Genomic DNA, 15,062 nt, shown 5'->3' on the forward strand with positions numbered 1-15,062 from the left:
CTAGGCCCCTTACGCATTTTTCATGACAATTGATTCAAGCGTATTGGCAACGCTTTGACAACTATCAGCAATGTCTTCTAATTTTTCATAAACTTCTCTTAGACGAATAAGTTTAATTGGATCTTTTTCGTTTTGGAAAAGTTGGATTAGTGATTCGCGGTAAACATCATCACATTGGGATTCGTAATCTTTAATTTGAATCGCAAGTTTACGAACATCTTTTAATTTTTTATCAAAAACAAGGTCAACTGCTTTTTCAATTTCAACAGTGCTTGCTTGGATAGCTTGGATAAATTTAGTCATGTATTCATCGTAATGAGTGATTTGGCAGATTTCAAGTGAGAAAGCTGTCTCATCAAGTGCATCCATCACGTCATCAAGGCGGTTAGTAAGTTCTAACATATCCTCGCGTTCGATTGGTGTGATGAAAGCGTCATTTAATTCCATAATCATTTTGTGAACCATGGAGTCCCCAGCTGTTTCATATTCTTTGATTTTATTCGAGAAAGTATGTAAATCCTCCACCGAATTAATGTTGTAAGTTGCAAAGAAATTTGCACCTTCATGTAAATTTACTGCAATGTCATGCAACAACGAAGCAAAACGGTCTTTTTTATTTTTAAAAGCCATTTTCTTAATTCCCCCGATCATTTTTGGTCATTAATAATCAGCTCGCTTTTACTTTAAAAAAGGAGCTTTTTTCTTAACGATAAGTTAACAAAAACAAATAAAAAATTTGATAGATCTTTACCACAAATTAATACTAACATAGGATGGGAATAAATAGGAAACTTTTTTTTGCAGAAAGCGCAAATAAACGACCTGACAGCGTTTCCAATGGCTGTTTTTAGGTATTTAAGAAAATGAATAAAAAAAGTAGATTTTTTGCGTCTTTTTATTAGGAGAGTAAGGCGCATTTCGGTATACTGGTTTTAAAATATAAATTTGCGAAAATAGTGTATAATTCATTTAAGAGAAAAAGTTCACAATTAGTTTTCGTGAGGAGGGTTTCGTTTTGACAAAAACTTTACAAGACAGAATGATACTACCGGGGAATGAGACAATTCCTTATATTGGACTTGGTGTATTTCAAGTGACTGAGCAAGAATTTATCGCTGGTGCTGTGGAGAAAGCCATTGAGGTTGGTTATCGTTTATTTGATACAGCAGCAGTTTATAATAATGAAGCAATTGTTGGGCAAGCGATTTTGGATAGTGCAGTGCCACGAGAAGAATTATTTATAAGCTCGAAAGTGTGGAATGGGGATCTTGGTTATGATGAAACCTTATTTGCTTTTGAACGGACGCTTCGAAATTTGAAGTTGGATTATTTGGATTTATATTTAATTCACTGGCCAGTTGCAGGGAAATATCGTGATTCATGGCGGGCAATGGAGCGACTACATGATGAAAAACTTATTAAATCAATTGGGGTTGCGAATTTTAAACAACATCATTTAAGTGATTTATTGGTTGCTGCCAATGAAAAACCAGTTTTAAACCAAGTAGAAACCCATCCACTTTTACCGCAAAATGACCTTCGAAAATATTTGGCGGAACAGAATATCGCGCATGCTGCCTGGTCGCCACTTGCTAAAGGAATATTAATGCAAAATCCAGTTATTACAGAAATTGCGAAAAAACATCAAGCTTCTGTTGACCAAGTGATTTTGCAATGGCATTTGAACCGAAATACGATTATTTTTCCTAAGTCGATTACGTCTAGCCGTATTGAAGAAAATTCACGACTTTCATACTTCCAGTTGGATGCAAGTGACATGGAAAAAATCGACCGACTAGAAACAGGTAAACGAGTTGGGCCAGACCCAGATGATTTAGAATATTTTTTAAGCAGTATTGAACGAGAACGAGCTTATTTAACAGGTGGGGAAAAAGAATGACGACTATTCAAACGTTATTCCGTGCTAATCGTTCTGTAGCAGATTCGAAGCCAATGGAAGCATACATGAAAAACCAATTCCCATTTTTAGGAATTAGAGCCACTGAACGAAAAAAATTAGTAGCTGATTTTTTAAGAGAAAATGGTATGCCGGATGATTTGCTAGAGCTTGTTGTGGAATTATTTGCAGAAGAAGAGCGTGAACTTCAATACGCGGCAATTGATTTATTAAGTCGCTATGGTAAAAAACAAGCCAGTGAAGCAATTGAAATCTATGAGCAATTAGTTACGACGAAATCATGGTGGGACACGGTAGATGGCTTAGCTGGAACGGTCGTAAGTAATCATTTCAAACTATATCCCGATTTAATCCCTACCTATAATGAAGCATGGATAAACGGAGATAATATTTGGCTAGCTCGGACGGCCATTTTATTTCAATTAAAATATAAAGAAGAAACAAATGCTGAACTCCTATTTGCAAATTGTGAAAAATGGCTAGGTTCTAAAGAGTTTTTCATTCAGAAGGCAATCGGTTGGGCGCTTAGACAATATGCGAAAGTAGATAGTGAGGCAGTTCGCGTTTTTGTAAACAGCCATACGCTTGCGCCACTTAGTCGTAGAGAAGCGCTTAAACATATCGGGGAGGCGTGAAATGTTACATCATGTGGAAATCTATGTAGCTAATATCGAAAAAAGCCGGCTATTTTGGTCGGAGCTGTTAGAAGAGCTTTCTTATGAATTATATCAAACGTGGAATGAAGGATTTAGCTATAAATTTGGAGAGACGTATTTAGTCTTTGTGCAAGCCGAGGAGCCATTTCTGGCAGAGGGTTATCATCGTAAGCGAATTGGACTTAACCATTTAGCTTTTCACGGTGGTACAAAGGAACGTGTGGATGACTTTCGAGCTAAATTAAAAGCAAAAGGAATCAAGCTTCTATACGAAGACAGGTTTCCTTTTGCGGGTGGTAAAAATCATTATGCTGTGTTTTTTGAAGATCCGGACGGTATGAAAGTAGAGATTTGTACAGAAGTCACAATTTAATATTGTGGCTTTTTAAAATACCCAATCATCTCCAGCTGGTGCGGAAAAATTCATTTCTTTGCCTTTGAAAGGATGATTAAGATGTAATTTCTCTGCGTGTAACATGATTCGGTTTGCACGACTTGATCCGCCGTAAAGCGTATCGCCAATGATTGGATGACCAATTCCGCTTAAGTGAACACGGATTTGGTGCGTCCGGCCAGTTTCGATTTGGCATTCTACAAGAGACGTATTATTTTCATTGTCATTTTCTAAAACTTTAACGTGAGTAACGGCAGGTTGACCATAAGGACTGATTTGGCGTCTTGAGCCGTGATGACGGTCTTCGCCAATAGGTTTATTAATCGTCTGCATCACAAGTCCCCAAGTGCCATCAACCGCAGCAAGATAAGTCCGGTGAATCGCTCTATTTTCCATTTGCCACGATAATCCAGCGATAGCTAACTTGTTTTTAGCAAAAAGAACTAATCCTGAAGTGGTTTGATCGAGCCGGTGAACAGCGAGTGCATTTGCTTCTTGTCCTGTTTTTTCTAAATAATATTGCACTGCATTTGCGCATGTATCTGTTTCGTAGCTGTCATTTGCGTGAGTTTTCATTCCAACAGGTTTATTAACTACTAGTAAAAAATCATCTTCATAAATAATTTCTAAGTCATATTCATAAACCGGGATTTTATCGTGCAAAATAATCGGTAAAGAAAGACTTGCGCCAACAAAAAGCGGAGTATTCCAGTCGTCTAGCGGTTTATTATTCAGTAAAACATCTTGAGACATTCTGATTTCATGTCGTGCTTTTTTTCCAAGGTGAAATTTTTCTTGCAAAATAGCAGTTAGAGTAAGACCTTCCCAGTCTTCTAAAATAGGTAAAGTTAAATGCGTCATATAAGTTTCATCCGTTCTAATTTATTTTTGTTCTTTTCGAAATTGGTTTGGCGATAAAGCTGTATGTCTTTTAAAAGTAGTAGAAAAATGGGAGGAATTAGGAAAACCAGACATTTTTCCAATAAGTTCAATAGATAAGGTTGTGTTTTGGAGCTGATTTTTTGCATAGTCGATTCGAATATTGTCTAAATAAGTAATAGGTGTGATGTTTGTAATCCGTTTAAAGGTTCGATGGAGATGGTAAGGGCTCCCGTGACAATCGTCGGCAATAATTTGCAAGGTTAATGGCTTTGCAAAATTTTCTTCAATGTAAGCCTTAATGTTACCTACCCATTCTGTATCGGGTAAACTTTTCCCTCCAGATTTGCATCGTTTACAAGGACGAAAACCATGCGAAATGGCTTCTTCCTTACTATGGAAGATAACAATATTTTCTTTTTTAGGTAAACGCGATTTACAAGAAGGAAAACAAAATATTTTCGTAGTCTTCACACCATAGAAAAAAGTACCATCAGCAGTGCGATCATTCGTTGAAATTGCTTGCCATCTTTTTTTAGTTAAGTAATAATCTGACAATGTAATCACCTCAACTTCTTCTTAATCATAAACGTTATAGCGTTAAATTGCGAGAAAAACTTTTCTAATCTTGCTATTACAACTAGGTATTATAGAAAAACTAATTTGTTAAGCGTATAATTAATAGTTGAAAGAGGTGAAGAAAATGGAAAAGTTCTATGATGATTCAATCCGTTTTGCGGGAGAAAAAATTTATTTCGCCGCCACTGAAAAAGGTTTGTTTTATGTTGGGAAAAATAAGGAAAACTTGCAATCAGCGATACATGACCCAGAGAAAATGAGGAAATATAAAGCAGAACTACTTGCTTATTTAAATGGAGAAAGCATTAATTTCACTTCCCCTATTGATTTATCCGGAACAGCATTACAATTAGAAGTTTTTGAAGCCTTAAAAACGATTCCATATGGCGAAACTAGAACCTATACAGAAATAGCTGAACAAATTAATCGTCCAAAAGCAGTCCGTGCAGTCGGAACAGCTATTGGAAAAAATCCATTACTTGTAATTATCCCGTGCCACCGAGTCATCGGCAAAAGCGGGAAACTAACAGGGTATAGTGGCGGAATACCAATGAAACAAGCGCTATTAACATTAGAAAAAAAGAATGTAAATCAATTTTCTTTTTAAAAGGGAATTGATTTATTTTTATATGTACTGTACTATTATAACTAGTACAATTAGTTCTCTATAATTAAAAGTCATGAAAGTGGGGGGAGAGATGTTTACTATTAATACGAAAAGTCAACTGCCAATTTATGAACAGATCGTCCAAAAAATTAAAGAACAAGTTGTCAAAGGCATACTTCAAGAAGGCGAAAAAATTCTTTCTATACGTGAATTCGCCAGCAGAATAGGAGTGAATCCAAACACTGTGAGTAAAGCATACCAAGAATTAGAACGTCAAGAAGTAATCGTCACGGTTAAAGGAAAAGGAACCTTTATTGCGGACCAAACAGAAAAAAACAGTTCGCCAAAAAAGTTAGCAGAAACTAAAATAAAATTAAAAGAAATAATTTTAGATTTAGTTTATCTTGGAATTAATGTGGAAGAAATACATAAATTATCTGTTGAATACAGTCAGGACATCATTGGAGGTGACAAAATTTGAGGGTTGATTCGTTAAGTAAAAAAATTGATGGGAAGCTTTTGCTTGATAAGATAACATTTGAAGTGAATCCAGGAGAGATTGTTGGCATAGTTGGACGAAACGGCATCGGGAAAACAACACTTTTTCGAACAATGATGGGTTTTTACATTCCAGATGAAGGAGATGTCTATTTAGATGAGCCGATAAGTAAAAATCCCGAACTAAAGCAAAAAATATTTATGCTACAAGATAACTTAGGCTGCTGGGATGGCTACAAAATTCCAACAATAAAAAAATTCTATCAAAAGACTTATCCATTATTTGATGGAGCTAAATTTGATTTATTAATGAATCAAGTCAACCTTGCCACGGATGTTAAGTTTCAAACGTATTCTAAAGGAATGAAAGCACTTTTCGGTTTAGTTTTGTCACTTTGTATTGGAGCAGATTTTATTTTACTTGATGAACCTATGGAAGGTATAGATGTTATCGCTCAAAAGAAAATTACTGGGATTTTATTAGAAGAAGTAGAACGTCGGAAATTAGGTATTGTAATATCTTCACACCGTTTAAACGACTTAGAACCAATTGCCGATTATATCCATATTTTACAAGGAAATCGCATTGAAGAATCCTATCATCTTGAAACTTTACGTGAACAAGCAGTCAAAATCCAAATTGCTTTTGAAAACAAAAAATTACCAACTATTTTACTTGAAAATGGTAAAGTGATTAACAAATATGGGCGGGTGTATACGATTTTATTCCGGGATATGAATACAGAATTATATGCTGCTATAAAACGAGAAAAACCGATTTTCATGGATGAACTTGCGGTTACATTAGAAGACCTGTTTGTTTATCATCTAGAGGAACAAGGGGGAGAAGAATAATGAGTACAGGGCTTCTCTTTAAAGAATGGCGTCAAAACGCATGGATATTTTTATTTATTGTTATTGCCTTTATTGGTTCAGAAGCAATGACAGCTACTAATACAGTAGATATGTTTAATCAAAATTATAAGTATTACCAGTCGGAAGAATTTCAAAAAGTGAATGTGGATGATCAACAATTGACGCCCAATGAAATTAAAATCGATTTAAGCTTAACTCCTTATGATTTTGAAGGAAATTTAGCCTTGTTCTTTTATGTATTTTTGTTTTTAGGGCTAAAGTTAACCGTATTTGAAAAAAATAAGCAAATGGATTATTTTACGTTTGGCTTACCTTATTCTAAAAACCAGATATTCTGGCATAAATTACTCACTCCTTCATTAATCATCTTTATTATAGTTCCTTTAATTATTTCCTTAAGATTTATGTATATATATCAGCAAATTCCTGCGTTATATTTACCAAATGTGTCGGATTCTGGTATGTATATTGCATCTTTTTCACTGTTATTTTTATTCTCTTTCACTTTAGCAATAGCTGTTGGTTATCTTGTTGGAGACATAATCGCTGCAGGTGTTGTTGCTATAGGGGCAGTAGTGAGCTTTTTCTACATGTTTCCAGGTGCAACAACTAATTTGATAGTTGGATTTAAAGCCTTTTTGGAAGGTAAATCATTGGCCGATGTTGATGGCGGCGCGGTTATGTTGTTTTCAGCACTACCAACCCCGCTTTTAAGTGGAAGTATGGTCATCAGCGAATTTATAGTACTTATTGCTCTATCCATTTTAATGATAATAATTGGCTGGTATGCCTTAAAAACAGCTTCCCTTGAAAATAACGGTAGATTCTTAATGAATAACAAATTCCGTATGCCGATACTTATTATTGGTTCCATTTATATCACGATATGTTTAGGCGGACATTACTCTAAATTTAATTATGAAAGTCTGATAACAACCACTCAAGCTGTAACTTTGCTCGTAAAAATGATTTTAATTTTCATTGTTACTGCTACAGCATTCTGGTTCCTAATGTACAAATGGAAAACTATAAAAAAACTATAACAAAAAAAGTATCGAGGTTGGATTTCCCCAACCTCGATACTTTTTTTAAATATGATCACGAGCAAATTTTTTCTTTCTGGCAAATACGATTAATAAAAGAGCTAACCCGAATAATGCAATACCAGCATTTAGTAGGAAAATAGCAGCAATATCAACCCTAGAAATAGCGGCAGCGATAAGTGGAATAACAAAAACAGCAATGCCTTCAGCGATCGTATAAAGGCTAGTAACAAAACCTTTACCACGAGCAGAGACTTCGGCGAGAAGTGTTAAACCTAATTGGATAATACCGCCAGCTGAGAAATAACCAAGCAAGAAAGCACCAACTAGACAGACAATTTCAGTTGGGAATGCAAAAAGCGTGAAGGAAACTAACATCGTCATCGTTACATACGTTATTAAAATATGAAGTGTTTTAACCCCACGATTTCCTAAAATAAACGTTACACATACGCATAAAATAGCACCAACACTTGCATAGCTCACAAGTAGTCTAGAAGCATTATCAGTCATATGAATAACTTCAGAACCGTATTTTGCTATCCATTGACTCATAATGTATAGAAGCGTCTGTGCTACAAATCCAAAGAGAATCAAACAGATCTCATCAATGCTAAAATGAAATGCTTTTTTCTTCTCTTCAGCGATTTCTTTCTCGAAATCAAGCGGTTTTCCAACGGTCATTGGAGGGAACGTACGAGTCAACGTATACAGTAAGTTAATAAGTAAAATCGCAATTAACACGATAAAACTCCAGCCGTACCATAAGTTATTTGCTAAAATAAAAGCAATCATAAATGGTAAGAGAAACTGACCAGCTTGCACAAAAGCTTTTACAACAATGTTAGCTGATGCCGCTTTTTTAGGGTAGGCTTCCATTAATGCTGGGTAAGTACCTGTATCAAGGAAAGAGTTTGCAATTCCTGCTGAAATCCCGAACGCATAGGCTATGATAGTATTTGGACTTAATAAAATACCGCCTAAAAAAACAATATAGAAAAATACGCCGAGAATGACGGATAATTTACGACCGAATTTATCTGATAGTTTTCCCGATATAAAAACAGCAAGTAATTTACCAATCCCAAATGAAGACACAACGCCGGCAGCACCAGCTAAATCTGTATGCCATTTTTGAGATAAAAAATCAATATTTTGTGCAATGATGATTAACGCCATACCATGAACGAAATAGTTCATATAAAGTCCTAGTGAAGTAGATAAATACTTATTTTTCATAATCTGCTCTCCTTTATGTAGTTACTTTGGAAGACCTTTTCATGAGAAATACCCTTATTTTAAAAGCTTTTATATAGATAAAACTCATAAGTTTGTGCTTTAATTCACAAATGATATGTAAGTTCAACTGAGCAAGTGAATGCTCAGTTGAAGTGTTTCTTATTTAGTTGCAATTTTAGATTCATTTTTGTAACGCATATTGACGAAGATTGCTAGTAAGATTCCGATAACTGTGATCACTACATTGAATAATAACACATATTTCGGACCTTCGATACCACCAGCTTTAGTAATATAGCTCGCAATGTTTAAAACAATATAGTTTGCAAGACTTGAGGAAATCATAACAATCGAAGTGATTTTCCCTTTGTTCGTAGGGAAAAATTCATTGGCAGTTGATACAGCTAGTTGAAGAACCCCACCAGCAGCAGCGTATCCAATTACAAATCCACCAATTAAGCATATAGTCGGTGTTTGGACGATGTAAATAATTAGTAGCATTAAAGTAGCAATTGCTGGATATATAATGAGAATGCGCACTGGTAAAATGAATTTTTTCACGAGCACAGCTGTAATTAAAATAGCACACATAGTACCTAGTGAGTAGAATGATTGAATCTTACTTGGATCAGCCATGCCATATAATTTTCCGAGCTCTTGGTTACAGTTTAACCATAGTTGGAAAGTGGAAGTACATGTGAAACCTATACCTATGATTGCCCAACTAGTTGCATTGAATTTCATTTTCGCTGGTTTTGCTTTTTCGCCGCCCACATTGTTATTCATTGGAGGGAATGGCATAAATGCGATAATTAAACCGTCGATAACAATTAATGCCATCGTAATAATAAATAATGTACGGAAAGACATATTCGCCGCTGCTACCATACCAATAGCGAAAGGTAATACGAATTGTCCAATCGAAATAGAGAATTTAGTAAACATATTGGCAATAGCGCCATTTTTAGTGAAAATTTCTAGAACGGATGGTGTTACAGCAGTGTCTAAGAATGAATTCGCCGCCCCGCCTACGAAAGCGAAGGCATAAGCAATATACATATTCGGTGCAAATGCTAAGCCGATGAAATAAATTGCGTATAAACCAACACCGATTAATGCGGAAGGTTTACGCCCGAATTTATCTGAAAAAGGTCCGGAAATTGGTAGTGTAAGTAAACGTCCTAGGCCGAGTGCTGCGATAACAGCAATAACCATACTGACATCAAATGTACCGTCGGAAAGCTTATCGGCTCCCCAAACTCCAGCGAAATCTTGTTTGTATTGGCCAAGAATGGATACCCCAATACCGTGAATAAAATAAGTAAAATAAAGTGCAATTGCTGTTGGATAAAATCTTTTTGCGTTCATTTTTTTCTCCTCTCGAAATCCTGATGAATTTATTAGTTAAAATATAAATCTTTTACTTCTGAAACAGGCATATCTTTACCCGTGAACAGTTTGTATGCTTCTGCGCCTTGCCATAAAAGCATGCCTAGTCCGCCTACAGTCTTTGAACCAGCAGCTTCTGCATCTAGCAATAGTCTGGTTTTCTTTGGATTGTAGACAACATCGGTGACGATTAAATCTTTTCTGAAGACAGTCGTATCTTTGACAGGCGTTTCATTTTCATGTGGATGCATACCAACGAGTGTAGCATTTACTAAAATATCACTAGTTGCTATTTCCTCATGTAATTTTGCTGTGTCATTTAAGTCGTAAATATGTACGATGCAGTCAGGAACTTCTTGTTTAATAGAAGCAATCGTTTGTTTAGCTTTTTCATAAAAATCATCTTTAATATTAAAAATGGCGATTTCCTTGGCCCCATCAAGTGCGCACTGAACTTGGATTGCTGTTGCTGCACCACCAGCGCCGATGATGGTCATTTTTTTGCCCTCCACATCTACACCAGAATCCCGTAAATTACTAGCAAAACCAAGACCGTCTGTGATATGTCCGGTTAGTTTCCCATCTTCATTTATAATGGTATTTACAGCACCAATCATTCGCGCAGCAGGGGAAAGTTCATCCATGTATTTTAAAACTTCACTTTTACAAGGCATGGTTACGTTAGAGCCACGCAGGTTAAAAGTCTTGATAGCAGCAATTGCATCAGCGACTTTACTTACAGGAATATCAAATGCAAGATACGCATAATCTAAACCAGCTTTTTGAAAACTATAATTATACATGATTGGGGATTTTGAATGGTCTACGGGTGTACCAATTAAACTTAGAAGCCGAGTTGATCCTGAAATTCTTTTTTCCACGTTCATATACCTCCAAGTAGGTTTGTACTCGCCGGCTTAACGGCGAGTACAACCATAAATTATAATTGCAATACGGCATCTAGTGCTTCTTTTGTTGCGTCTAATGCTCGGCGCGCACGGACTGCATCACCGATAACATAAGTTTCTGGGACGATTTTCTTGATGGCTTCCTCAAGCGGATTGTAAGCTCTTGATCCCATTGCAAGTACGACAGAATCAAAACCATCAATGCGGTATTCTTTTTCATCAGCTAAGGAGTACGTGACCCCGTCTGGTAAGAAACTCGTCACTTTTGCATTAGTAATACTTTTAATTTTATACTCGTCAAAATCGCGCATAAGGAATTTTCGGTGTTCAGAAATAACATCCGCTCCGACTTCATCACGAAGTTCGACAACTGTTACGTCATGACCAGCTTCACCTAAAAATGCAGCAGTCTCACTACCGACCATACCTCCGCCAACAACTAGTACTTTTTTGCCGCAAGATTCTTTGCCATCAAGTAAGTCGACTGCGTGGATTAAGCCGGAATCTTCAATACCTGGAATTGGTAAGACGAGTGGAGTAGCGCCCGTCGCAATAATAACTGCATCTGGGGCAATATCTTGAATAAGTTCAGGCGTGACAGGTGTATTGGTTTTAATTTCCACATCGAATTGCTCACATTTTTTAATGTAACTGCGAACCATATTAGTTAGGTCGCCTTTTCCTGGAGGATAGGCAGCTAAACGCATTTGGCCACCGATAATGTCTGATGCTTCGTACACTGTTACATCATGACCTCTTGAGCCAGCCATCCAACCAGCATAAAGCCCACCAACACCACCGCCGATAACAACAACTTTTTTACTAGGTGTTTTTGGCAAATAGGCTTCGGATTCGCGGCCGAGTAGAGGATTCACTAAACATGTAATAGGTTTCCCAGCATACATGTTAGCGACACAACCTTGAAGACAAGCGATACAAGGAAGTAATTCGTCTAGTTTTCCAGCCGCCGCCTTATTCGGTGTTTCTGGATCAGCTAACGATTGTCGTCCGAAAGCAACTAAGTCAGCCCGACCTTCGCGAACCATTAGTTCAGCATAATGCGGCTCGGTGAAACGCCCAACTGTAATTACTGGGATAGAAACCGCGCGTTTAATTTGTGTTACAAGGTCAGAACTAAAACCAGCGTGTAACACGGTAGGAGCCCACATGTATTCATCGCGAATATGAACGCTACGAGAAACATGCAAACCATCTAAACCACAATCTTCCAAATAAGCAGCTACCGTCGCACTATCTTGGACACTTAGTCCGCCGTCCACGCCATCCGTACTGTTAATTCGGCATAGGATTGCGATGGAATGACCAACACGTTTTCGAATGCTTTCGATAATTAGTCTTGGTAGTCGCATTCTATTTTCAAAACAGCCGCCGAATTCATCCACACGTTTATTCGTGCGTCCAGATAGGAAACTACTTACTAAATAACCATGAGCGCAGTGAACTTCTACTGCATCAGCCCCAGCTTTTTTTGCTCGTAAAGCCGCTTCCCCGTAAAGTTCAATTAATTCATAAAGTTCTTCCCGTGAAATGGCTTCCGGTGTATTGCGTCCTTCTGCTGAAGCGATGGCGGAAGCTGCTTTTAAAGGATAACCAGAAACTTTAGAATTTCCTTCAGGTCCAGCGTGTTGTAATTGCACAGAGATTTTGGCACCCGCGTCATGACAAGCATCTATCACTCGTTTAAAACTGGCAATTTGATGATCGCTATAAAGACATGCTTTATTTGCGCCGCCTTTTGCCCGAACATCTACAACGGTCGCTTCAAAAGTAATTAGACCAAAGCCACCAAGCGCACGTTCTTTATAATAGGCTAATGAAGTATCTGTTAAAGTGCCATCTGTATTCGCATAGTTATTACACATTGGAGATACAACAAAACGATTTGGTACTCTCATAGGCCCGATATCAATCGGTGAGAACATCGAATTAAATTTCAAAAAAAACACTTCCCTTTCAAGGTAGAATCTTCTTGTTACGTTACTTTTTTCACATGTTTAATTATTTTATTATTTGGGAGAAATTTCTGGCCATGCTTCGTCTAATACTTTTTTCGTGGCATTATATACTTTGATGGCAGCATATTCTAAACCAGTTTCTACCATGGAGTCTGATATAACTTCAACGCCCATAACACGGGGGTTAACGCTATGCTCTTTCAAGATTCGAGCAAAACCGACTGTATCGCCGTATCCTTCGCCAGGAGCAAGTCGGTCATGGAGAGATTCTTCCCGAAGTTCTTTGTAAGGTGTTTCGTGTACGTCACATAATTGGATGGAAACAATCCGGTCAGCGGGAACATTTTTGATTGATTCTGCTGTTTGGTTTGCTCTAGCCCAGTGCCAAGTGTCGCAAATTAGTTGTGCATTATCCCTGCCACATGCTTCAGCTACACGCCAAGCTGCTGCTAAGTCTGCTACACCACTGTATGGCATAAACTCTAAACCGATAATTAATTCTTCCGCACGGTCACACAATTCACCGAGTGCCGTAATGATTTGTTCTTCGGGGATTTTTTCAAGCAAACCGCAGTTAATATGTTTGACGCCGAATAAACGCGCCATGTGGAAAGTAGTTTGTTCTTTCTTTTGCTGTTCGGCTGTGCGGTCCTCGGCGGTTCCCCACTGAGTTATGTATTCTACTTCTGTTACTTTGATGTTATGCTCATCTAAAATCCGCAACATATCTTCATCAGTTAATCCAGCGGCTAATGCATCTACATAGTTTTCTGCACGTAAGCCAATTCCATCAAAACCATTTTCTGCTGCGATTCTCACTCGTTCAGGAAAAGATACCTCCGTTCCAAGCGTGTAAGAGCTAATCGTGATTGGGCATTTTTTTAGGTCGCCATTTGCATTTGTCATAAAAATTATCTCCTCTCTAGAATAAAAATTACAAGAAACTTTGATAATATTTTCACAAACACCAGTAAAAAAATAAATTCCCGTTCATTAAATATCGCTGATGTGATAACGCCTTCAATGTTTGAAATTTCAACTGGACAGTTAACGTATTCTACCGTATATTGGTTTTTAAGGAATAGTTTGTTCTGCTGGTGTAACTACAGTCTAATTGTATTATGACTATTCCATAAAAACAAATTGGTATTATTCTATTAATTGATAGATAAATTGCATAGATAATTTTTAGTAAGGAGAGAAGCCATGAATTTACACCATTTACGTTATTTCGTCACATTGGCGCACATGGAACATTACACAAAAGCAGCTGAAAAATTACTCATCACTCAACCGAGTTTAAGTCACGCAATTTCTTCGTTAGAACAAGAATTAGGTATACCTTTATTTGAAAAAGAGGGCCGAAACATTGGATTAAGCAAGGCGGGAAAAGTGTTTCTGGATTATGTAGAAGAATCGTTAGACATGATTGATGCCGGAGTAGCGACTACCAAAAAAGCCGCAAACGGAGAAGGGCAGATTGATTTAGCATTTTTACAAACGCTTGGAACCTCACTTGTGCCTAAGCTTGTTCAAGAATTCATACAAACAGAACCAGAAAAGAAAATTGATTTCGTTTTTCATACGGGTGTTTCGATTGATATTATTCAAGGACTAAAAGAAAAGAAATACGATATTGGGATATGCTCTAAGCTCGAGAATGAACGAAATATCCATTTTACGCCGATTGCAAAACAAGAATTAGTGCTGATTGTACCAAAAAGTCATCCATTAGCTGAAAAAGATTGGATTGATTTAATTGAAACCGTGCCATACCCGCATATTGCTTTCTCAAAGAAAAGCGGCTTACGACCAATTATTGATGATTTATTTAGAAAAATTGGCGAGGATTACAAAATTGCCTATGAAATCGAAGTAGATCAAGTGATTGCAGGGATGGTTGCGCAAAATTTTGGGATTGCCGTTGTTCCAAATATGCCGATTTTAAATTATGTGGACGTTAAAGTTTTACCAATTAGAAGTCCAAACTGGGAACGTTTCTTTTATTTAGCGGTTGTAAAAAACCAAACGTTAACTCCAGCAGCAGAGCGATTCAAACAATTTATGCTAGAACATCGCATTTAAAAAGGTAGCTATCCA

The 15,062-nt window shown here is 37.1% G+C and carries 16 protein-coding genes; 8 read left to right on the forward strand and 8 right to left on the reverse strand.

The window, feature by feature from the left end:
* Positions 1-9: 9 nt before the first annotated feature.
* Positions 10-630, reverse strand: a complete 621-nt coding sequence (locus tag OC533_RS11665) for a DUF47 domain-containing protein (RefSeq protein ID WP_003723380.1) — start codon at positions 628-630, stop codon at positions 10-12.
* A gap of 385 nt (positions 631-1,015) precedes the next feature.
* On the opposite strand from OC533_RS11665, the gene OC533_RS11670 reads away from it, so the two are divergent.
* From OC533_RS11670 to OC533_RS11680, 3 genes are read left to right on the forward strand one after another with little or no spacing between them, the layout of a single operon-like run.
* Positions 1,016-1,900 (forward strand): aldo/keto reductase, encoded by an 885-nt coding sequence (locus OC533_RS11670; protein WP_010991138.1) that lies wholly within the window; start codon positions 1,016-1,018, stop codon positions 1,898-1,900.
* Complete coding sequence (locus tag OC533_RS11675; RefSeq protein ID WP_194323565.1) at positions 1,897-2,553, forward strand: DNA alkylation repair protein; 657 nt, start codon at positions 1,897-1,899, stop codon at positions 2,551-2,553. Before OC533_RS11670 ends, OC533_RS11675 begins: the two co-directional genes overlap by 4 nt.
* 1 nt (position 2,554) lies before the next feature.
* On the forward strand, positions 2,555-2,947 hold the full coding sequence (locus tag OC533_RS11680; RefSeq protein WP_003769883.1) for a VOC family protein: 393 nt from the start codon (positions 2,555-2,557) through the stop codon (positions 2,945-2,947).
* A gap of 12 nt (positions 2,948-2,959) precedes the next feature.
* Here the strand turns inward: OC533_RS11680 and OC533_RS11685 are convergent, their stop codons facing one another.
* Entirely contained in the window at positions 2,960-3,829 is an 870-nt protein-coding gene (locus tag OC533_RS11685; RefSeq protein ID WP_003763612.1) for an RluA family pseudouridine synthase, read from the reverse strand.
* Between the two features lie 21 nt (positions 3,830-3,850).
* Positions 3,851-4,405: a bifunctional transcriptional activator/DNA repair enzyme AdaA gene (locus OC533_RS11690; protein WP_185510580.1), complete on the reverse strand. Its 555-nt coding sequence runs from the start codon at positions 4,403-4,405 to the stop codon at positions 3,851-3,853.
* 145 nt (positions 4,406-4,550) lie between these two features.
* On the opposite strand from OC533_RS11690, the gene OC533_RS11695 reads away from it, so the two are divergent.
* The 4 genes from OC533_RS11695 to OC533_RS11710 all read left to right on the forward strand — a co-directional run bounded on the left by OC533_RS11695 (position 4,551) and on the right by OC533_RS11710 (position 7,450).
* Complete coding sequence (locus OC533_RS11695) at positions 4,551-5,033, forward strand: methylated-DNA--[protein]-cysteine S-methyltransferase (protein WP_194323566.1); 483 nt, start codon at positions 4,551-4,553, stop codon at positions 5,031-5,033.
* A gap of 91 nt (positions 5,034-5,124) precedes the next feature.
* Positions 5,125-5,514: a GntR family transcriptional regulator gene (locus OC533_RS11700; RefSeq protein WP_003763608.1), complete on the forward strand. Its 390-nt coding sequence runs from the start codon at positions 5,125-5,127 to the stop codon at positions 5,512-5,514.
* On the forward strand, positions 5,511-6,386 hold the full coding sequence (locus tag OC533_RS11705; protein ID WP_003763607.1) for an ATP-binding cassette domain-containing protein: 876 nt from the start codon (positions 5,511-5,513) through the stop codon (positions 6,384-6,386). Before OC533_RS11700 ends, OC533_RS11705 begins: the two co-directional genes overlap by 4 nt.
* Positions 6,386-7,450 carry a hypothetical protein gene (locus OC533_RS11710; RefSeq protein ID WP_194323567.1) on the forward strand — a complete coding sequence of 355 codons (1,065 nt, stop codon included), beginning with the start codon at positions 6,386-6,388 and terminating at the stop codon, positions 7,448-7,450. Before OC533_RS11705 ends, OC533_RS11710 begins: the two co-directional genes overlap by 1 nt.
* Before the next feature lie 45 nt (positions 7,451-7,495).
* On the opposite strand, the gene OC533_RS11715 is transcribed toward OC533_RS11710, so the two are convergent.
* The 5 genes from OC533_RS11715 to OC533_RS11735 all read right to left on the reverse strand — a co-directional run bounded on the left by OC533_RS11715 (position 7,496) and on the right by OC533_RS11735 (position 13,868).
* Complete coding sequence (locus tag OC533_RS11715) at positions 7,496-8,689, reverse strand: MFS transporter (RefSeq protein WP_160464398.1); 1,194 nt, start codon at positions 8,687-8,689, stop codon at positions 7,496-7,498.
* A gap of 159 nt (positions 8,690-8,848) precedes the next feature.
* Entirely contained in the window at positions 8,849-10,057 is a 1,209-nt protein-coding gene (locus tag OC533_RS11720) for an MFS transporter (protein WP_003769874.1), read from the reverse strand.
* Positions 10,058-10,089: 32 nt separating this feature from the next.
* A complete protein-coding gene (gene aroE / locus OC533_RS11725) occupies positions 10,090-10,959 on the reverse strand; it encodes a shikimate dehydrogenase (RefSeq protein WP_194323568.1) in 870 nt (289 codons plus the stop codon).
* A 59-nt stretch (positions 10,960-11,018) separates the two neighbouring features.
* Positions 11,019-12,944: an FAD-dependent oxidoreductase gene (locus tag OC533_RS11730; RefSeq protein WP_010991131.1), complete on the reverse strand. Its 1,926-nt coding sequence runs from the start codon at positions 12,942-12,944 to the stop codon at positions 11,019-11,021.
* Between the two features lie 69 nt (positions 12,945-13,013).
* The gene (locus OC533_RS11735) at positions 13,014-13,868 is read right to left on the reverse strand and encodes a sugar phosphate isomerase/epimerase family protein (RefSeq protein ID WP_262265263.1); all 855 of its coding nucleotides are present in this window, start codon (positions 13,866-13,868) and stop codon (positions 13,014-13,016) included.
* A 300-nt stretch (positions 13,869-14,168) separates the two neighbouring features.
* Here OC533_RS11735 and OC533_RS11740 point away from each other — a divergent pair, with 300 nt between their 5' ends.
* A complete protein-coding gene (locus tag OC533_RS11740; protein ID WP_003763592.1) occupies positions 14,169-15,047 on the forward strand; it encodes a LysR family transcriptional regulator in 879 nt (292 codons plus the stop codon).
* The last annotated feature ends 15 nt before the right edge of the window (positions 15,048-15,062 follow it).

The sequence above is a fragment of the Listeria sp. Marseille-Q6474 genome (assembly GCF_946902005.1).
Classification (GTDB): domain Bacteria; phylum Bacillota; class Bacilli; order Lactobacillales; family Listeriaceae; genus Listeria; species Listeria innocua.

Coding starts and splice junctions, on each gene's coding strand:
- OC533_RS11665 (WP_003723380.1), bottom strand. CDS start 630: ATGGCTTTTAAAAATAAAAAAGACCGTTTTGCTTCGTTGTTGCATGAC.
- OC533_RS11675 (WP_194323565.1), top strand. CDS start 1,897: ATGACGACTATTCAAACGTTATTCCGTGCTAATCGTTCTGTAGCAGAT.
- OC533_RS11680 (WP_003769883.1), top strand. CDS start 2,555: ATGTTACATCATGTGGAAATCTATGTAGCTAATATCGAAAAAAGCCGG.
- OC533_RS11685 (WP_003763612.1), bottom strand. CDS start 3,829: ATGACGCATTTAACTTTACCTATTTTAGAAGACTGGGAAGGTCTTACT.
- OC533_RS11695 (WP_194323566.1), top strand. CDS start 4,551: ATGGAAAAGTTCTATGATGATTCAATCCGTTTTGCGGGAGAAAAAATT.
- OC533_RS11700 (WP_003763608.1), top strand. CDS start 5,125: ATGTTTACTATTAATACGAAAAGTCAACTGCCAATTTATGAACAGATC.
- OC533_RS11710 (WP_194323567.1), top strand. CDS start 6,386: ATGAGTACAGGGCTTCTCTTTAAAGAATGGCGTCAAAACGCATGGATA.
- OC533_RS11715 (WP_160464398.1), bottom strand. CDS start 8,689: ATGAAAAATAAGTATTTATCTACTTCACTAGGACTTTATATGAACTAT.
- OC533_RS11720 (WP_003769874.1), bottom strand. CDS start 10,057: ATGAACGCAAAAAGATTTTATCCAACAGCAATTGCACTTTATTTTACT.
- OC533_RS11735 (WP_262265263.1), bottom strand. CDS start 13,868: ATGACAAATGCAAATGGCGACCTAAAAAAATGCCCAATCACGATTAGC.
- OC533_RS11740 (WP_003763592.1), top strand. CDS start 14,169: ATGAATTTACACCATTTACGTTATTTCGTCACATTGGCGCACATGGAA.